Below are 17,856 nucleotides of genomic sequence, written 5' to 3' on the forward strand. Positions count from 1 at the left end.
TCCGGCTTCCACACGCCGCTTTAACTCAAATGGTTGAAGGCGCCAGAGTACTAGAAGCCGACAGCTTCGGCCCGAAAGTATTCCTTCTGCCGGACGGCAACATTCTTAAACTGTTCCGCCGCAAGCGACTGCTCTCCTCGGCCCTGTTTCGCCCGTACTCGAAACGGTTTATCGATAACGCCGCCCAGCTCGAAAAACTGGGGATCCCGACCCTGCAGACGCTGAAATTCCATCAACTGGAAACGCCTGGCATGACGGCAGTCCTCTACCGTCCCTTGCCTGGCGAAACCTTGCGCCAGATTGCAGCCAAGGCCGGATTCGACTGGCAACAGGCCTTGCCCGCCTTGACCCTGTTCATTCGCCAACTGCACAGCGCCGGGGTCTACTTCCGCTCGCTGCACCTGGGCAACATCGTGGTCACGCCCGACAATCAGTACGGCTTGATTGATGTCGCCGACATGCGCTTCACCCGCGGGCCGCTGCCACCGCATCTAGTCAAGCGCAACCTGCAACATTTCGCGCGCTATATTGAGCGCGAAAAGCTGAACGAGAGCTTTCCAATGCAGACTCTCGAGCAATCCCTACTGCCGGCATGACAACAGGGTCCGGGCCGTCTGGCTGAACTCCTGCCATCCGCGGTCCGCAGACAATACCGCCGATTGCGCCTTGGCAATCTGCTCGGGAGCGACGCTGAACGTCTTGATCAGCGCCTCGCTCCAGGCTTGGGCATCCTCTGTCGCGGCGTACCACCCCGCCTCCGCCAACTGCTCGCGGAACACCGCAAGCTCGCTGCTCAATACCGGCACACCGGCCAGCACCGCCTCCTGCAGAATCAGGCCCAGGCCTTCTTCCAGCGACGGGATCGCTACCCAGTCGAATGCTCGATACAGCCTTGCCACATCGTCCAGGTGCCCTGGCAGCGAGACACTCCCCTGCAGGCCGAGCTGGTTGATCCGCTCCTGCAGGGCGGCGCGGGCATGGCCTTCCCCCACAATCACCAGGTGCAGGCGGGGACGTTCGATCCGCGCCACGGCAAACGCCTCGATCAGGCAGGCAAAGCCCTTGTTACCCACCAGACGCCCTACCGCGCCCACCACCGGGGTGTCATCGGTGGGCAGGTGCAGTCGGGTTCGAGCCTGCTCGCGAGACAGCAGGCGGGAGCGAAAGTCGACGGGATCAAGCGCACTGCGCAGCGTGACGACCGGTAGACGCAACGCACTCGCCAGTGAGTCGGCGAGGGTGTTGGAAACCGCCGCCAGGGTCAGCCGCGCCCCGTCGAACCCTGCCAGCAGTTCACGATCGGCGGCCCTGATCCGGGTCTCCCCATGAAACAGCACCACCGCACGCAGGGACGGCAATTTTTCCAGGACCGGCAACAACGCGCGGGCAGTGCCCAGGCCATCGAGCAACACCACCTGTGCATCTGTGTCTTTGAGGGCGCGGTAAAACTGCGCACGCATCCTGCCCTGCAGCAGTTTCCAGACGTGTTTTCCCTTGAGCTGGCTGGAGGACAGGCGCCATTCCCGGGTTTGCCCGATATCGGCGACACAGCCTTGCTTATCACCGCACAGCAGCCAGGTATTGACCGCGATAGTCGGGTCCACCTGGCTCAGAATCTGCCGATGAACCTTGTGGATGGAGGCAAAGGCAGAGCCACCGGACCACATGACATTGAGGATACTCATCGAGCGGGGCACCCTTTTCCACATCGGCGTGAGGCACTGTTGGACCCCAACAGTGCCGGGTCATTGCCAGTTATAGTTTCAAATCCGCTCAAACGCTTGGAATACCGAGTCAAATACCCAGCTTCAGGCGCAGTCGTTCGACCAGGCTCAAGTCGGCGCGAGGTCTTAGCGGGGGTTGGAGCTCTTCGACGATCCGCTGGCCGACCCGGGCAAAACTGAACTGGCTGACGGCCAGGTCCCGCCCATTGCGGGCAATGCTGGCGGCCAGCCCGGGATCGGCACGCAGCAGCGCGAGCTTTTCCTGCAACTGCGCGATGTCGCGGTAGAACACGATGTTGTGCATGTCCTGCAGGCCCAGCGCGCGGCTTTCGGCCTCGCCCTGATCGAAGGCCAGGAGCACGCAGCCACAGGCCATGGCTTCGAAATTCTTGATCATGAACTCGCCCATGCCGACATCGGCACTGACGAAAAAGCGGATTCGATTGAGCGTATCGCGATACTCATCACCGGACTTGGTGCGCGTCACCACCAGCGGTTCGACACTGGCCAACTCATCGAGCAATGCCTTGCGCCCACTGTAGGCAACGCTGTTGGTACTGCCGACGAAGGCCAGCTCGATGTCGCGCTCCCGGCCCTGGTCCTGCAACAGGCTCTGGTCATAGCCCTTGGGCACGAATACCGCGTCGAAGCCCTCCTGGCGCAAGCGCTCGGCGACCACGAAGCCGGAACTGATGACCCGTGCCCACGGCAGGCGGCGGTAGTGCGCGCTGAACTTGCCGGTGTATTTGCAAGGAATGTAGTTCTGGTAGGCGTCGTGCTCGAGGATCACCAGGTTGGGGATAGTGCGGATAAAACTCGCCTGGCGAATCTCCTGCTTGAACCGCAGGAAAAACACGATGCGGTCATAACGCGTCACATCCACTTCACGACGGAAGTAGCGGCGCAGGTTGCGCTGCTCGTCACTGCTCAGCCACCGCAGGTCGCATTCGCAATGATCGGCCACGCCTTCATACAAGCGGTCGAGAATCGCCCGCTGTTCTTTCTGCACCAGAAATAGAACCTTCATCGTTTTCCTTGCAGTGCCCGCCAGCCAAAAAAAGTGCAGAGATTAACCCACGATCTCAATCGAAAGATGTCACGCAATACATAATTACAAACGCCAGAACAGCTCGTGGCGACGCACTGCCTTGCGGAAAAACTCGTTCTCGCCATAAGGCGAAGCCCGGCGCCCCGCCAGCCAGCGCTGCAAGCCACGGCGCAAGCGCCGCTTGAACGGTGCGCGGGGCTGCAGGTCATGCATCATGCCAAGGGCCATGGCCTTGTCCCGCTGCTGCTCGAGCGACAGGCTCAAGCAGTACGGCTGCAGCACCTGCGTCCCGTCGAACACCGGCGGCAAGGCAATCCCGGCACCAGAGTCGCCCATGGGCCAACGATCGTTGTCATGCAGGTGATTAGCGTAGCCGAGCAGCACCGAGGGCTGCCACTCAAGCCCCTGCAACGCCTCCAGCACTGCTTGCTGGGCACAGATGTGGTCGGGATGGGGATCGAGCGAACTGTGGGGCAGCACAATCACTTCAGGGCGCGCCTTGAGCAGGACTGCGCGCAGATCGGCCAGCAGATTGTTCCAGGTCGGCAGGCCGTCGAGGTCGCCTGGCAAGGCAAACGGGTTGAGCCGGCGGAACGCGCGGATATCGCCCAGTTCGGCCTCGCGGGAGGCCACCGGCTGTTGCGGCGCTGCCTGCATGGCAGGCAACTGCAGGCAGAAATACCCCAACTGCACGCAGTGCGCCTCAGGCACACCGGCCCAACGGGGCACCGCAATACTGTCCCAGGCACGCAGACGGCCCTTGAGCCGTGATGCCTCGACCTTGTCCAGGCCCATCGCCTGATAGTGTTCGGCTTCGATTTCACCGGCCGTCAGCGTGACGATCCAGGTCTCGGCAGCCTGGCTGTACAGGCCAAATGCAGCGAGCTCGGCATCATCGGCATGGGGCGCAATCACCATGACCCGTTGCTGGCGGTAGTCCGGCTGTTCGATCGACCACAGCAGCGGCTCCCCGGCCAGCCGGCAGAAATGCCCACGCACGCGCAATTGCCCGGCAGACAGCACCTGCGCCTGGCCACTGAGGTTGAGGTAACGCAGGCCGCTGACCCCGCGCTCGAACACTTGCCGATCCGGCTGATCCCCCCCGCCAGCTCGACCACCGGGTCGAAAAAGCGCCCCAGCCAGGTGCTCTTGACCTGCACAGCCAGGACCAGCGTGGTGTCGTCCGCCAGGATCACGCCCTCGTCCAGCAACAGCCGGTCCCCGTCCAGCCGAACCTTGGGCTGCGGGGTGTACGGCGGGAAGCTGTAGTGGTAATCGTCCTTGGGCGAATAGAACAGATGGTCGGCGAACCAGGCCTCGTGGGCGACCCAGGCCAGCACCGCCAGCACCAGCGGCACCCACCAGGCCAGCAGCACGCCGACCCCGATCAACAGCACCAGGGTTATCAACAGGCCGATGCGTTTGTTGCGTCGATGACGCTTGAGCAGTTGCTGCTTGCGACTCATGGGCTGGCTCATACAGTGAAGACGGGCACGGGATTGCACCAACGGTCCTTGTATTCACGATCGGCGCGGCCAAACGAAAAGCGCAGCGGCTTGTCGAGTGCCCGCGCCTGCTCCCAGGCACTTTGCGTGTTGAGAAAGCTCAGCACACTACCGGGGCTGAATTCGCGGGTCTCGGGGTCGACCCCGCCGTTGATGTACTCGACGCTGATCCACTGCGGCGCTTGCACCCGGTACACCAACTGGATCGCAATCGGCGCATCGTTGAGGAAGATCACCGAACCGATCAACAGCTCGTGCAGCAACTCCAGCACCTCGCTCATGCGCGCCGCCCCCGTGGCCGGGAAACCCCAGCGACGCTGGAACAGATCGCAGTAGATAGCGGCCAGTTCGCCACTGGAGAACTCGCTGACCGGCCGCACCACGCCGCCGGCCTCTTCCAGCAAGCGCAGCTCACGGCGCTGGTTGTAGCGGAATTTCTTCGACAGCTCTTCGGGCGTGCGCGCCATTGCCAGTTGTTCGGTCTGCAGCTTGAGGCCGGTGAAACGCCCCTCATTGAGCGCCGACAAGTAGCGGGCACGATGGCGCAGCACGGCCTGGGCATCGGGGGCGGCCGGCAGAATCAATTCGGCATTGCCGAGGTCAAACAGACCTTTCTTGCCATGCCGCTTGAGCACGTCCTTGGACAAGGCCAGGTCGCGGCCCCAGGTCGGGATCGCTGCTTGCAACTCGCCGCCCTGTTCCCACGCCAGGTAACGCACCGGGATGCCGGCCAGGTCAGCCAGGCGCTCGACCACCAGCGGGTGAGTCGCGACGCTGCCCCCCCAACGTTGCCAGGCGTCGCTATAGGTCGACGCGTCGACAACGGACCAGCCGCGTTCGCGCCAGCCTTGGAATCGGTTGAGCATCAAGCCCTCGTCGTCAGTTCAATGACAGGCGGCAGACGCCAGAACGCCTCGCGTACCGCGCGATCGGAAAATTGCTGGCGCAGGCGCTCGAGCATCAGCTCGGCACACAACTGGCGCTCACGCTGGTCCATCCGGGCCAGGTGTTGCAGCCCTTGCGCCAGGTGTTCGGCGTCCCCCAGGGGAAACAGGATACCGACGCCTTCGACCACTTCCTTGGCCCCGCCACACGCCGTGGCCAGCAACGGCACACCGGCCGCCATGGCTTCGAGTAGCACCATGCCGAAAGGTTCATGGTCGGAGCTCAAGGCAAACACATCAAAGGCACGGAAGTAGCGACGCGCCTCGGGCACCTGGCCGAGGAACAACACCCGATCGCCGATCCCCAGTTCGCGGGCCAGCTCCTTGAGGTCCTGCTCCAGGCGACCGGTGCCGAGAATCGCCAGTTGGCTGTCGACCGGCAACCCCGGCAAGGCCTGGGCAAAGCCATGGAGCAGCGTGGCCTGGTCCTTGTCCGGGTGCAGGCGGCCAACGTTGCCGACCACCCAGGCATCCGGCGACAGGCCCAACTCGTCCCGCGCCTGGGCGAAGGACAGCTGGCTGGCCTGCAAGGCGTCGACATCGATGCGGTTGTAGAGCGTCTGGATACGTGTCGCCGGCCATGTCGGCAGGCAGCGACGCATGTCGTCGCGCACCGCGTCAGAGACCCCGAGCAGGCTCAGACGCTTGCGGAAAATCTGCGCAAACAGCTTGCGCGTGCGCCGTTGGTAGTCGCCAAAGGCGTGGTGCACACCGATCACCGGCAGCGCCGTGGCGAGCAAGGCGATGTAGATCGGCTTGAACCGGTGGGCAATACAGAAACTGAACTGGCGCGACTGGGCGATCTTGCGCAGATCGGCAATCGCCCCCAGCTTCAGGCCACGAATGGCCTTGGAGCTGTATTCCATGAACAGCACTTCGTCAGACGCGCAGCCGGCTGCCACTTCGGCATCGGCCACCCCGGTGAGGAACACCGTGGTCACGCGATAACCGGAGCCCGCAAACAGGCTGGCGTACTGTCGGGCGCAGTCCAGGAACGGCCCGTCATAGCCGTGACAGAACTGCAGGACATGGCGCTCAGCCGAGCGTGTCATAAGCGTCCGCGCCGTCTTTGACCACGAGAATGTCTTCCATGATCAAATACTGTAGATCGGAACCGAAGAACATGTTCAGCGCGTCGGTCGGCGAGCAGATCATCGGTTCGCCACGACGGTTGAGCGAGGTGTTCAGCGACACACCGTTGCCGGTCAGCACTTCCAGGGCTTTCATCATGTCGTAGTAGCGCGGGTTGTACTCGCGCTTGAGCACCTGGGCACGGGAGGTGCCGTCTTCATGGACGACTTCCGGCACGCGGGTCTTCCACTCTTCAGCCACTTCGAAGGTGAAGGTCATGAAGGGGGCCGGGTGATCGATCTTGATCATCTGTGGCGCCACGGTGTCGAGCATCGACGGGCAGAAAGGCCTCCAGCGCTCGCGGAACTTGATCTGGTGGTTGATCCGGTCAGCCACGCCAACGGCGCTCGGGCAGCCGATGATCGAACGACCACCAAGGGCACGCGGACCAAACTCCATGCGCCCCTGGAACCAGGCCACCGGGTTGCCATCGACCATGATCTTGGCGATGTTCTCCGGCATGCTCTCAAGCTTGCGCCAGGTCGGCTTGCTCGGGTGACGGGCGCAGGCGGCGATCACGTCTTCGTTGCTGTACGACGGGCCGAGGTAGACGTGTTCCATCTTCTCCACCGGCACACCACGAGCGTTGGACACGTAGGCCGCAGCCCCCACCGCAGTCCCGGCATCACCGGAGGCCGGCTGGACGAACAGTTCCTTGACGTCATCGCGGGCGATGATTTTCTGGTTGAGCTTGACGTTCAACGCACAGCCGCCGGCGTAGGCCAGCTTGCCGGTTTCCTTGAGCACGTCGCCCAGGTAGTGGTCGATCATCTGCAGCGCAATCTTTTCGAACAGCGCTTGAATGCTGGCGGCGTAGTGGATGTAAGGCTCGTCGGCGATATCGCCTTCACGCTTTGGACCCAGCCACTCGATCAGCTTCGGCGAAAAGTAGTAACCCTTGCCCTTCTCTTTGTAGCGGCGCAGGCCGATGACGTTGGCGTAGTCGGTGTTGATCACCAACTCGCCATTTTCGAACGAAGCCAGGCGCGAGAAATCGTATTTGCTGGCATCGCCATACGGCGCCATGCCCATGACCTTGAACTCACCGTCGAGCATGTCGAAACCGAGGAACTCGGTAATCGCACCGTACAGGCCGCCGAGGGAGTCCGGATCGAAGAATTCCTTGATCTTGTGGATCTTGCCGTTTTCGCCGTAGCCGAAGAAGGTCGTGGCGTACTCGCCCTTGCCGTCGATCCCCAGGATCGCGGTTTTCTCTTTGAAACCGGAGCAATGGTAAGCGCTGGAGGCGTGGGCCAGGTGATGCTCGACCGGCTCGATCTTGATTTTCTTCGGATCGAAGCCCAGTTGCTCAAGGCACCAGACAATCTTGTTGCGGTAGCGCTTGTAGCGACGGTTACCCATCAGGATCGCGTCGAGCGCGCGGTCCGGGGCATACCAGTAACGCTTGGCGTACTGCCAGCGGGCTTTGCCGAAGATACTGATCGGAGCGAACGGGATCGCGACCACGTCAACGTCGGACGGCTTGATGCCCGCCTGCTCCAGGCAGAACTTCGCCGACTCGTAAGGCATGCGGTTCTTTGCATGTTTATCGCGTACGAAGCGCTCTTCTTCAGCAGCCGCGACCAGCTTGCCGTCGATGTACAGCGCTGCGGAAGGATCATGGCTAAGGGCGCCGGACAGGCCAAGAATCGTCAATGCCACAGGGGTCTAGCCTCTTTAGTCTGCATGCAGGCGACACGCGCCTGGAAATAATGTGTCCCCGCACCAAGGCGAGAAACAGCTAAAGGGCGAGATTATAGCGTAAAGATGACGGGCGGCGAGGACTGCGTCCTCGAACGCAGCCTCGCGGGCTCGGCAGCGGCTACGGGGGTTGGGGTATTGCCGGGATCTGTGGTGTAGCGCAGATCGCCATCGCGGGCGCCCGCTCCCACAGGGGAAATTCGTACACCAGGAAAAAGCAGGCCGGCCGGTAGGCCGCTTCGCCCGCCCTTACCACTCGACAGGCCGAGCGTTAGCTCGCCTGCAGCTTTTGATCCTCCCGCCCCATCGGCAGGCGATGCCCCCGGATGGATGCCGTAGCGAGGGGCCGTACGTCAGGGCGGTACCCTAAGCCGCCATCACCGCAGCAACGGATATGCCCCCAAAAAGAGTCACTCCACCTGCCTGGGCAACCGCTGATCAATCACCCGATAAAGCGCCGACCCCTCACCCCAATTGCGCATAAACCGCGCCCGATCCCGCGCATAAGCCGGCGCAAAGCTACTGAGCGAGGCGTGTTGGCACATCGAATCCAGGTCAATCAACGACCAGCGATCCTTGTCCCAGAACAGGTTATGCCCCTTGAAATCCCCATGACTGATGCGCTCGGCAATCAACTCGGCAAACAACTGATCCAGCGCCACCAGCTCAGCCTCAGGCGCCTCGCCACTTTCCACATAGGGCGCAAAACGCTCAATGATGTCCGGCCCCGGCAGGTACTCGGTGATCAGGTAGGCCCGGCTGCGCAACCAGAAAAAACGCTTTTCCAGCAGCGCCAACGGCTTGGGTGTGGCAATGCCGAGGAACGCCAGGCGATTGCCCTCGCGCCAGGAATGCCAGGCACGGCTCGGACGCCAGAAGCGTTTGAGCCAGTGGGCAAACCCCTTGATGTTGTAGCGCTTGACCACCAGCGTCCGACCACCCACCTCGACCTTGCCCACGCTCGCCGCGCCGCCGGTCTTGTACAGGTGACCCTGGTCGAGCAAGGCATCAGCCTGCTCCAGCACCGGCAGCATGGCGGCCTCTTCGTCGCGACGAATCGCGCGCAAGCCAAAGGCCCCGCGCTGCACGGCGAACAGCGAGCACTCGCGCCCGACCTTGACCAGGTAATCCTTCAAGCGCCAGCTACGAATCTTGCGCACCTGCTTTTGCAAGGCTTCAAGCGGTAACGCGTGCTCGCCATTGCTCAGCAGGTAATGCACCAGCAACTCTTCGGTGAACGGCTCCAGCGACTTGGGCAACTGGGCAAAAAACACCCCGAGGTTTTCCAGGACCTTTTGCCGCGACAACGGTTGCCCCGCGGTTTCGGCATGGATCCCGGCGCCGTCGATCAAATACAGCCGACCACCGTGGCGCAGCAGGTTGTCCAGGTGCAGGTCCGACTGCCAAAGGCCTTTGCTGTGCATCTGGCCGATGGCGGCCAGCGCCTCGGCCAGCACTTCGATTTGCTCGTCTGCCAGGACTGGCAGGGCTTCGACCTGTTGCCAGGCGTCGCCCAGGCTCTGTGCGCCTTCGAGCAGTTCGAACAGCAGCCAGCCGCCCTCGCCTTCTTTCAGGCCGTCGGCCAGCAACAATGGGGTCGTCAGGCCTTGGGCCGCGAGCAGGCGCACACCGTCCAGCTCACGCTGAAAATGCCGCGCCGCCTTGCGGCCCACCAGCAACTTGGCCAACACCGGCCGCCCGCGCCAGACCCCGGCACCGACATAGCGCTGGCCGGGCAGCACCCGCAGCAGGCTGAGCAGTTGCAACTGCGCCGGGCCCGCGGCATCGGCCAATTCCAGGCTCAACGGCAGTTGTGGTGTGCGTCCGGCGTTTTTCAGTTCAGACAAACGCATCAACGCACTCCCTTATGGCTGCGTCGAGCGGACAAGCGCTGCAGCCAGGCATCCACCAGCGTGCTGTCGGCCGGTTGATCCAGGTAAGCCGCCAGCAAGCTGCGCACATTCTCGGTGCTCCAGATCGGTGCTCGGCGCAACAACGGCTCCAGATCCTTGACCCGGTCACGCTGGCCAAACAGCAGCGGGCGGGTTTTCTCCAGGTCGATCAATTGCGCCCGGTAGCCTTCGCCCTCGGCCTGCAAAAAGATGTGCTTGGGATAAAAACAGCCGTGCACCTGGCGCGCACCGTGCAGCCGGCGCGCCAGCAAGCCGCAGGCGCGCAGGATCGCCGCCTGTTGCACGGCACTGAGCTGTGGCCATTGCTGCAGCAGGGCATCGAGGTCGTTCCAGCCGTCCAACGCCCGCGTCAGCAGGATCGCGCGCACTTCGCCGGCGACTTTGCGCTCGCCAAAGAACACGGCCTCCAGCGCTGGAATGTCCATCTGCCGGTAACGGCTGATGTTGCGGAATTCGCGAGCAAAGCTCGGTTCGCCGAATGGCCGGTGCAGCGTGCGGGTCAGGTAGTTGCTCTGGCGCTTGAGGTAATACCCCTGGCCGTCCAGATCCAGGCGGAACACGCTGCTCCAGCCCCCACCCGAGGTGTTGGGCTCGTCCACTGCTTCCAGCTCCCGCGCCCACAGCGCGTCGAACGTGGCAAGCCCGTGGCGTTCGAACCGCTCGCGGTCCTCGGCGGCCAGAAAATCAGTCATCAGAGCGCATCCCCATAGCGCTGTTTGCGCTCGTACAGTTTGTTCGCCTTGCCCTCGAGCCAGGCCAGCAGCGAGGCTTCTTCGCGCAGGATCTGGCGCAGCGGCAGCAGGAAATAGCCCTTGAGGAAACGCAGCTTGTCGCGGCGAGTCAGGCCAATGTCCAGTGCCGAGAAATACAACGCAGCCAAGTCTTTGTTGCGCCAGCGCCGAGTGATCGCCGGGCGGGTCTGGGCCCGGTGCAGGTCGATGATCGAGAGCTTGAAGTTCTCGGCCGTGACCGGCTTGTCGGTGTGCAGCAGGAAATGGCAGATGTAGCAGTCGCGGTGATTGACGCCGGCGCGGTGCATCATCCCGGTCATGCGCGCCACTTCGGCGATCAGTGCGCGCTTGAGCCTGGGGTCCGGCGCATGCCGGGCCCAGTCGATGCTGAAGTCTTCGAGACTGACGGTCGGCGCCAGCTCTTCGGTGACGATGAACGAGTGCTGGTCAGCGGGGTTGCTGCCTTTCTCGCCATAGGCCACGGCGGTCATGGTCGGCACTGCGGCCTCGTGCAAGCGCTGGATCGCCCGCCATTCCTGGCCCGCGCCAAGCACCGGCAGCTTGGCCGTGAGCAGGTTCTTGAAGATCTCGCCCCAGCCGATACCCCGGTGAATCTTCACGAAGTAGCCGTTGCCGGCGACTTCGGTGCGCAGGGTGCGGCGCGCTTCGAGCTCACGGTAAACCTCGCCCTCCAGGCCTTCGACGGCGCTGAACGCATCGCGTCCGGCCCACAGGCTCTTGAACGGTTCGGCCAGAATCAACTTCATCAGTGTCGCTCCGCCAGAATCACATCCGCCGCGTGCTGCGGCATGCTGTAAAGGTCGGCCGTGTCAGCGAAGGCCAGGCCGTTACGGCTCCAGGCCGCACGCGCGGCATCATCGCTCAACATGGTCGTCAGGTACTGCGTGAGTTGCGCCTGCTCGAAGGGTTCGTCCAGTACCAGGCCACAGTCGGCCTCGGCGATGTAATGGGCATAACCGCACACCGCGCTGACCAGCACCGGCAACCCGGCCACCAGCGCTTCGAGCAGCACCGTACCGGTGTTTTCGTTGTACGCCGGGTGGATCAACAGGTCGGCACCGAGCAGGAACCGCGGGATATCACTGCGCCCCTTGAGGAACTGCACGCTATCACCCAAGCCCAGCGTGGCACTCTGCAATTGGAATACTTTGGGGTCATCCTGGCCAATTACAAACAGCCGCGTGCGTTTACGCAATTCGGCCGGCAGTGCGGCAAGGGCCTTGAGACTGCGGTCGACGCCCTTGGTCTTGAACCCCGAGCCGATCTGCACCACCAGCAACTCGTCGTCGCCCAGGGAGAACTCGCGGCGAAAGTCCGCGCGAATTTCAGCAGCGTTCGGCGGCGCGCGTCGGTCTTGGGCAATGCCCGGTGGCAGCAGGTGGAAGCGCTCCAGCGGCGTGTCGTAATGCTTGATGAACAGCGGCTGCTGGACTTCGGAGATCATCAGCACTTCGGTTTTCGCGTCCTTGGCGAACACCGCGCGCTCATACTCGGCGAAGTGCCGGTAGCGGCCCCAGCGCCGGTACAGCGAATTGCGCAGGTTCTGCGCCTTGTCCTCGAAGCAACCGTCGGCGGCGTAATAGACGTCCAGGCCAGGCATCTTGTTGAAACCGATCAGGCGATCCACCGGGCGCTTGGCCAGGTCCTCGGCCATCCAGGCGCTGAGCTTTTCGTTGCGCCGATGATTGAAGATCGCTTTCACCGGCGCCACCAGCACTTCAAAGCCCGGCGGCACGTCGCCCTCCCAAATCAGCGTGTAAACGCGGATCTGGTGTCCACGCTGCTGGCATTCCAGGGCAATGCGCATGAAATCACGCTGCAGGCCGCCAAACGGGAAATATTTGTACAGTACAAAAGCCAATTGCATCAGCGCAGCTCCTCAGCCATTAACAACGTGCTCAGTCGGCTCGCGACACGCTCGGGGTTCAGGCGAGTGAAGCACAGTGGCCACTCGCGCTTGAGATCAAACCGACGCTGGTCTTCAGCCGTCGGTTGGTAGGTACATTTCTTTTGCAGGCACGGCGCACAGGAAAAATCACTCGCCATGTGCACCTGGCTACGGCCATAGGCGCCCGTCAGGCCCGGGTTGGTCGGGCCGAACAGCGACACCGTCGGCACGTCCAGCGCGGCGGCCAGGTGCCCGAGGCCGGTATCCACCGCCACGCAGGCTTGCGCGCCAGCCAACACCTTGGCGACACCCGCCAGGTTCAACCTGGGCAGCACCTCGGCGTTGCGCAGGCCCTGGGCGATACGCTCGGCACGGGCTTTCTCGGCCGGACTGCCCCACGGCAACTTCACCGCCATGCCCAGGTGCCCCATGCGCTCGGCCAGTTCGCGCCAATAGGCTTCCGGCCAGTGCTTGGTGTCCCAGGTGGTGCCGTGCAGGAACAGCACATACGGATTCTTGCGCGGCAACTCCACCAGGCGCTCGACGTTCAGGCCGTAATCGCCCAGGCCCTTGGGCAAGTCGTAACCCAGGGCCACGGCGAACAACTGGCGCAAGCGCTCCACCGCATGTTGCCCACGGGCCACCGCCAGGCGCCGCGAATAGAAGTGCGCCGCCAGCGGCTCTCGCGCCGAATGTTTGTCCAGGCCAGCCACCGGGGCCCGCACGTAACGCGTCAGCAAGGCGCTTTTGAGCAGGCCCTGGGCATCGATCACCAAGTCGTACTTGGTCGCCTGCAGGTTTTGCTTGAAGCGTTTGAACTCGCCGCTCTTGATGGTCTGCCAGAGGTTCTTGCGCCAGCGCCGGATCGCCACGGGAATCACCTTGCCCACCGCCGGATGCCAGGTGGGGATTTCGGCGAAGCCTTCTTCCACTACCCAGTCGAACTGGATGCCGGGGATCGCCCGTGCAGCGTCGGTCAGCGCGGGCAGCGCATGAATCACATCGCCCAGCGACGAGGTCTTGATCAACAGTACCCGCAACTTAACGAACCTCGACCACAGAGCCCTGCAACCGCTGCAAGGCGTCGTTCACCGCTTGCGGCATCAACTGGCGCAAGCAGTTGTAATGACCGAAGCGGCAGGTGCGATCAAAACACGGGCTGCATTCGATGCCCAGGCGCACGATTTCGACGTGCTCGGCCAGCGGCGGCGTAAAGCCCGGCGAGGTCGAACCGTAGACTGCCACCAGCGGACGGTTCAGCGCCGCGGCCACGTGCATCAGCCCGGAGTCGTTGGACACCACCGAGTCGGCGCACGACAGCAAATCGATGGCCTCGGCCAGCGACGTGCCGCCACTGAGGTTCATTGCCTCTTCACGCAGCCCGGGAATCAACCGGGAGCGGATTTCTTCGCCGACCGCGTGATCATTCTTCGAACCAAACAGCCAGACCTGCCAGCCCTCGCGAATCTTCGCCTCGGCGACCTTGGCGTAATGCTCGGAAGGCCAGCGCTTGGCCTCGCCGAACTCGGCCCCCGGACACAACGCCAGCACCGGGCGATCGAGGGTCAGGCCGAACTTGGCCAATGCCGCCTCGCGGGTCACAGGATCGATTTGCAGGCTGGGCCGTGGGTAAGGGGTCGGCAGTTCGGCAGCGGGTTCATAGGCCAAGGCCATGAAACGCTCGATCATCAGCGGGTAGCGCTCTTTATCCAGCGTGCGCACATCGTTGAGCAGGCCGTAACGAAACTCGCCACGCCAGCCCGTGCGCTTCGCGATGCCAGCAAAAAACGGCACCAGCGCCGACTTCAACGAGTTGGGCAGCAGAATCGCCTGGTCGTACTGGCCGGCCAGGGACTTGCCGATCCGCCGCCGCGTTGCCAGTTCCAGCGCACCGTGGCCGAGCGGAAAGCTCAGGGCCCGGCGCACTTGGGGCATGCGCTCAAGGATCGGCCGGCTCCACTCCGGGGCCAGCACGTCGATTTCGCACTGTGGATGACGCTGCTGCAGACACATGAACAGTGTCTGCGCCATCACCATGTCACCGACCCAACTGGGCCCAACGATCAGAATTTTCATAGTTATCCACAAACGAATAGGGGAGGCACATGCCTCCCCCACTTCGGTAATTACTGTGGGAGCGAGCGAGCCCGCTCCCACAGGGGGTGTCAGGTGCTGCAAATTCCCGTGTCAGCTTAGCCCCAACTCGCGCCAGATTCGCAACACCTGCTGGCGCTCATCGACAAACTGGTTGCCTGCCACCACCCCGGCCTCGTTCTGCAAGGCCTGGCGGTGAGCGGCGGCGCGGTAGGCCTTGTAGACCTCACGCATCAGGCTGGCATCGGCCGCGGGCATCAAGCCTTCGTGCTCCAGCTCTTCCAGAATGCGGATGTTGTCCGTCCAGCGCAGCAACGGCGGATGCGTCTGGGACCACGCCAAAGCCGCGTATTGCACCATAAATTCAATATCGACGATACCACCGGCGTCCTGCTTGAGGTCGAACGGCACCGTGGCTTCGAAGGCATTGGCCGCTGTCCCGGCACCGGTAATCCTGGTTCCCAGGTTATCGCGCATCTTGGCGCGCATCTCGCTGACTTCCTGGCGCAACTTGGGCAAATCGCGGGCTCGACCCAACACCTTGGCGCGGACTTTCTCGAACGCCTGGCCGACATCCTGGCTGCCCACCAGCACACGGGCGCGTACCAGCGCCTGATGTTCCCAGGTCCACGCTTCGTTCTCTTGATAGCGCTCAAACGCCCCCAGCGAACTGACCAGCAACCCCGAGGCACCGGACGGCCGCAGGCGCATATCGACTTCGTAGAGCTGGCCGGAGTTGGTCTGGGTGGTCAGCAAATGAATAATGCGCTGGCCCAGGCGGGTGAAGAACTGCGCGCCATCGATCGGCTTGGGCCCGTCGGTTTCCGCCTGCGGGTCACCGTCGTGGATGAACACCAGGTCCAGGTCGGAGCCATGGCCGAGTTCCAGCCCACCGACCTTGCCGTAGCCCACAATCACAAAGCCTGGGTCACACAAGGTGCCGTCGGGACGCTGTGGCGAACCATACTTGGCGGCGGTCTGGCGCCAGGCCAGGGCCAGGACTTGCTCCAGGATCGCCTCGGCCAGCCAGGTCAGGTAGTCGCTGACCTTCATCAAGGGCAGGCTGCCGGCGATTTCCGAGGCCGCGACCCGCAGGCGGTGCGCCAGCTTGAAGTGCCGCAGGGCCTCCATCTGCTGCTCCAGGTCATCCTCGGGAATGCGTGTCAGGCGCTCGCGCAATTCCGCCGCCAGTTCCGGTGCCAGGGGCGGCTTGAACAGGCGCCCTTCGTTGAGCAACTCATCGAGCAACAGCGGGAAGCGGGTGATCTGTTCGGCAATCCACGGGCTGGCTGCGCACAGGGTCAACAGGCGACGCAGCGCACCCGGGTTTTCCGTGAGCAGCACCAGGTACGCCGAGCGCCGCGCCACGGCCTCGACCAACGGCAGCACCCGCTCCAACACCAGGTCCGGGTTGGCGTGCTCGACGGCCTGGGCCAGCAAGCGCGGGATAAAGGCGTCCAGGCGCTCGCGCCCCAGACGCTGCATTGCCCGCAACTGCGGACTGCCACGCAGACCGGCCAGGGCCTTCAGGGCTTTCGGCGCATCGGCAAACCCGCCTTCGTGCAACTGACGGCACGCGGCTTCTTCGTCCTGGGCTTCTTCCCACAGCGGCAACCATTCGCCACCGACCACCACTTCGCTTTCTGCCCCCTCCTCTTCGTCAGGGTCGGCGATCACTTGACGGAAATGCCAGTCGACCCGGCCCCGCCAATACATCAACTGCGCATGGAAGGCCGGCCAGTCGGCAAAACCCAGCATAAAGGCGATGCGCGCCTGATCCTGTTCGTTGTCCGGGAGCATTTGTGTCTGTCGGTCGGCAATCGCCTGGATCGCATGCTCGGTGTAACGCAGAAACTCATACCCCTCGCGCAATTCGCCAACGACCGCCGGCGGCAGGTAACCCTGCCCTTCCAGCGTACTCAGCACCTTTAATAAAGGACGCTGTTGCAGGCTCAGGTCGCGACCGCCGTGAATCAGCTGGAAGGCCTGGGCGATGAACTCCACTTCGCGGATACCACCGGAACCCAACTTGATGTTGTCGGCCATGCCCTTGCGCCGCACTTCCTGCTGGATCAACTGCTTCATGGTGCGCAGCGCTTCGATCGCCGAGAAATCCAGGTAGCGCCGGTAGACGAACGGGCGCAGCAGGTCGAGCAATTGCGCCCCTGCGACCTGGTCGCCGGCCACCACCCGCGCCTTGATCATGGCATAGCGTTCCCAGTCACGGCCCTGGTCCTGATAGTACTGCTCCAGGGCATTGAAGCTGAGCACCAGCGCGCCGGACGAGCCGTACGGACGCAGGCGCATGTCGACGCGGAATACAAAGCCGTCGACCGTCATGGGGTCCAGCGCCTTGATCAGCCGCTGGCCCAGACGAATGAAGAACTCCTGGTTATCCAGCGCACGCTTGACGCCGACGGTCTCACCGCCTTCGGGGTAGGCGAAGATCAGGTCAATGTCCGAGGACAGGTTGAGTTCCACCGCGCCGAGCTTGCCCATGCCCAGGATGACCATCTGCTGCGGCTCACCGCTGCGCCGTCCGGTAGGCGTGCCGAACTGCTGGCAGTGACGCAGGTACAGCCACTGATAGGCTTGGTCGATGCTGGCATCGGCCATGTCCGAGAGATCGCGGCAGGTCTGGATCAGGTCGGCCTGGCGGGTCAGGTCGCGCCAGATGATGCGCACCTGGTGACGGTTACGCTGGCGGCGCAGCGCCCGGGCCAGTTCGTCATCGGTGGTCGCACCCTGCGCGGCCGTGGCGATCTGCGCACAGAGCTCGCCCGCAGCGAAGGGCCGGTCCAGCTCGCCGGACTGCACCAACGCCAGCAACATCAGGGGGTCACGCACACATTGCTCAGTGACAAAGTCGCTGGCGCCCGTCACGCGGGCCCATTGCGCCCAGCGTTCAGGCGTCCAGATGGACAGGCCATGATCATCGTCAAGGGCCGCCACGGCCGCGCGCAACGATTGCTCGGCACGGCTGACAAACGGCTGGAGAATGGCGGGCAGTTGGGCAAGCGAAGGCAGGCTCATGGTCTATCCTTGATCGGCGTAGAAAGGGCGGTCTGTAGTGAACCCAGCAATTGCACTACGCAAACGACTGTCGAACAAAAGTTAGAAATAGCTGAAATTTCATTTTTTTTGGTAGCCAGCATC

At 63.1% G+C, this 17,856-nt stretch carries 13 protein-coding genes and 1 pseudogene; 1 reads left to right on the plus strand and 13 read right to left on the minus strand.

Translation table 11 applies throughout. The features are described from left to right. Positions 1–29: 29 nt before the first annotated feature. Positions 30–596: a BUD32 family EKC/KEOPS complex subunit gene (locus Q1W70_RS07920; RefSeq protein WP_232534581.1), complete on the plus strand. Its 567-nt coding sequence runs from the start codon at positions 30–32 to the stop codon at positions 594–596. Here Q1W70_RS07920 and Q1W70_RS07925 read toward each other — a convergent pair. From Q1W70_RS07925 to glnE, 13 genes and pseudogenes are all read right to left on the minus strand, one after another. Further along, a complete protein-coding gene (locus Q1W70_RS07925; RefSeq protein ID WP_166592057.1) occupies positions 582–1,685 on the minus strand; it encodes a glycosyltransferase in 1,104 nt (367 codons plus the stop codon). The two genes, Q1W70_RS07920 and Q1W70_RS07925, sit on opposite strands and share 15 nt — an antisense overlap. Before the next feature lie 109 nt (positions 1,686–1,794). Further along, entirely contained in the window at positions 1,795–2,751 is a 957-nt protein-coding gene (locus Q1W70_RS07930; protein WP_166592058.1) for a glycosyltransferase family protein, read from the minus strand. A gap of 84 nt (positions 2,752–2,835) precedes the next feature. Beyond that, a pseudogene (locus Q1W70_RS07935) lies at positions 2,836–4,238 on the minus strand (PIG-L deacetylase family protein). 8 nt (positions 4,239–4,246) lie between these two features. After that, positions 4,247–5,143 (minus strand): antimicrobial resistance protein Mig-14, encoded by an 897-nt coding sequence (locus tag Q1W70_RS07940; RefSeq protein WP_166592060.1) that lies wholly within the window; start codon positions 5,141–5,143, stop codon positions 4,247–4,249. Then, complete coding sequence (locus tag Q1W70_RS07945) at positions 5,143–6,273, minus strand: glycosyltransferase (RefSeq protein ID WP_166592061.1); 1,131 nt, start codon at positions 6,271–6,273, stop codon at positions 5,143–5,145. The genes Q1W70_RS07940 and Q1W70_RS07945 overlap by 1 nt, the downstream gene beginning before the upstream one ends. Then, positions 6,257–8,014: a carbamoyltransferase family protein gene (locus tag Q1W70_RS07950; RefSeq protein ID WP_182343235.1), complete on the minus strand. Its 1,758-nt coding sequence runs from the start codon at positions 8,012–8,014 to the stop codon at positions 6,257–6,259. The genes Q1W70_RS07945 and Q1W70_RS07950 overlap by 17 nt, the downstream gene beginning before the upstream one ends. A 449-nt stretch (positions 8,015–8,463) precedes the next feature. After that, on the minus strand, positions 8,464–9,906 hold the full coding sequence (locus Q1W70_RS07955) for a lipopolysaccharide kinase InaA family protein (RefSeq protein ID WP_302098739.1): 1,443 nt from the start codon (positions 9,904–9,906) through the stop codon (positions 8,464–8,466). Further along, positions 9,906–10,658: a lipopolysaccharide kinase InaA family protein gene (locus tag Q1W70_RS07960; RefSeq protein ID WP_166592064.1), complete on the minus strand. Its 753-nt coding sequence runs from the start codon at positions 10,656–10,658 to the stop codon at positions 9,906–9,908. Before Q1W70_RS07960 ends, Q1W70_RS07955 begins: the two co-directional genes overlap by 1 nt. Continuing rightward, entirely contained in the window at positions 10,658–11,464 is an 807-nt protein-coding gene (rfaP, locus tag Q1W70_RS07965; protein WP_302098740.1) for a lipopolysaccharide core heptose(I) kinase RfaP, read from the minus strand. Before rfaP ends, Q1W70_RS07960 begins: the two co-directional genes overlap by 1 nt. Then, positions 11,464–12,585 (minus strand): glycosyltransferase family 4 protein, encoded by a 1,122-nt coding sequence (locus tag Q1W70_RS07970; RefSeq protein ID WP_302098741.1) that lies wholly within the window; start codon positions 12,583–12,585, stop codon positions 11,464–11,466. Before Q1W70_RS07970 ends, rfaP begins: the two co-directional genes overlap by 1 nt. After that, positions 12,585–13,646 (minus strand): lipopolysaccharide heptosyltransferase I, encoded by a 1,062-nt coding sequence (waaC, locus tag Q1W70_RS07975; protein ID WP_182343229.1) that lies wholly within the window; start codon positions 13,644–13,646, stop codon positions 12,585–12,587. Before waaC ends, Q1W70_RS07970 begins: the two co-directional genes overlap by 1 nt. Before the next feature lies 1 nt (position 13,647). Beyond that, complete coding sequence (gene waaF, locus Q1W70_RS07980) at positions 13,648–14,682, minus strand: lipopolysaccharide heptosyltransferase II (RefSeq protein WP_166592068.1); 1,035 nt, start codon at positions 14,680–14,682, stop codon at positions 13,648–13,650. A gap of 111 nt (positions 14,683–14,793) precedes the next feature. Further along, entirely contained in the window at positions 14,794–17,733 is a 2,940-nt protein-coding gene (glnE, locus tag Q1W70_RS07985) for a bifunctional [glutamate--ammonia ligase]-adenylyl-L-tyrosine phosphorylase/[glutamate--ammonia-ligase] adenylyltransferase (protein WP_185817847.1), read from the minus strand. Between the last annotated feature and the right edge of the window lie 123 nt (positions 17,734–17,856).

It is taken from the genome of Pseudomonas kielensis (assembly GCF_030505375.1).
Taxonomy (GTDB): domain Bacteria; phylum Pseudomonadota; class Gammaproteobacteria; order Pseudomonadales; family Pseudomonadaceae; genus Aquipseudomonas; species Aquipseudomonas kielensis.

Excerpts from the sequence above, each read along its gene's own strand:
- Q1W70_RS07970 (WP_302098741.1), bottom strand. The coding sequence starts at position 12,585 with ATGCAATTGGCTTTTGTACTGTACAAATATTTCCCGTTTGGCGGCCTG.
- Q1W70_RS07940 (WP_166592060.1), bottom strand. The coding sequence starts at position 5,143 with ATGCTCAACCGATTCCAAGGCTGGCGCGAACGCGGCTGGTCCGTTGTC.
- rfaP (WP_302098740.1), bottom strand. The coding sequence starts at position 11,464 with ATGAAGTTGATTCTGGCCGAACCGTTCAAGAGCCTGTGGGCCGGACGC.
- Q1W70_RS07945 (WP_166592061.1), bottom strand. The coding sequence starts at position 6,273 with ATGACACGCTCGGCTGAGCGCCATGTCCTGCAGTTCTGTCACGGCTAT.
- Q1W70_RS07960 (WP_166592064.1), bottom strand. The coding sequence starts at position 10,658 with ATGACTGATTTTCTGGCCGCCGAGGACCGCGAGCGGTTCGAACGCCAC.
- Q1W70_RS07920 (WP_232534581.1), top strand. The coding sequence starts at position 30 with ATGGTTGAAGGCGCCAGAGTACTAGAAGCCGACAGCTTCGGCCCGAAA.
- glnE (WP_185817847.1), bottom strand. The coding sequence starts at position 17,733 with ATGAGCCTGCCTTCGCTTGCCCAACTGCCCGCCATTCTCCAGCCGTTT.
- Q1W70_RS07925 (WP_166592057.1), bottom strand. The coding sequence starts at position 1,685 with ATGAGTATCCTCAATGTCATGTGGTCCGGTGGCTCTGCCTTTGCCTCC.
- Q1W70_RS07930 (WP_166592058.1), bottom strand. The coding sequence starts at position 2,751 with ATGAAGGTTCTATTTCTGGTGCAGAAAGAACAGCGGGCGATTCTCGAC.
- waaF (WP_166592068.1), bottom strand. The coding sequence starts at position 14,682 with ATGAAAATTCTGATCGTTGGGCCCAGTTGGGTCGGTGACATGGTGATG.
- Q1W70_RS07955 (WP_302098739.1), bottom strand. The coding sequence starts at position 9,906 with ATGCGTTTGTCTGAACTGAAAAACGCCGGACGCACACCACAACTGCCG.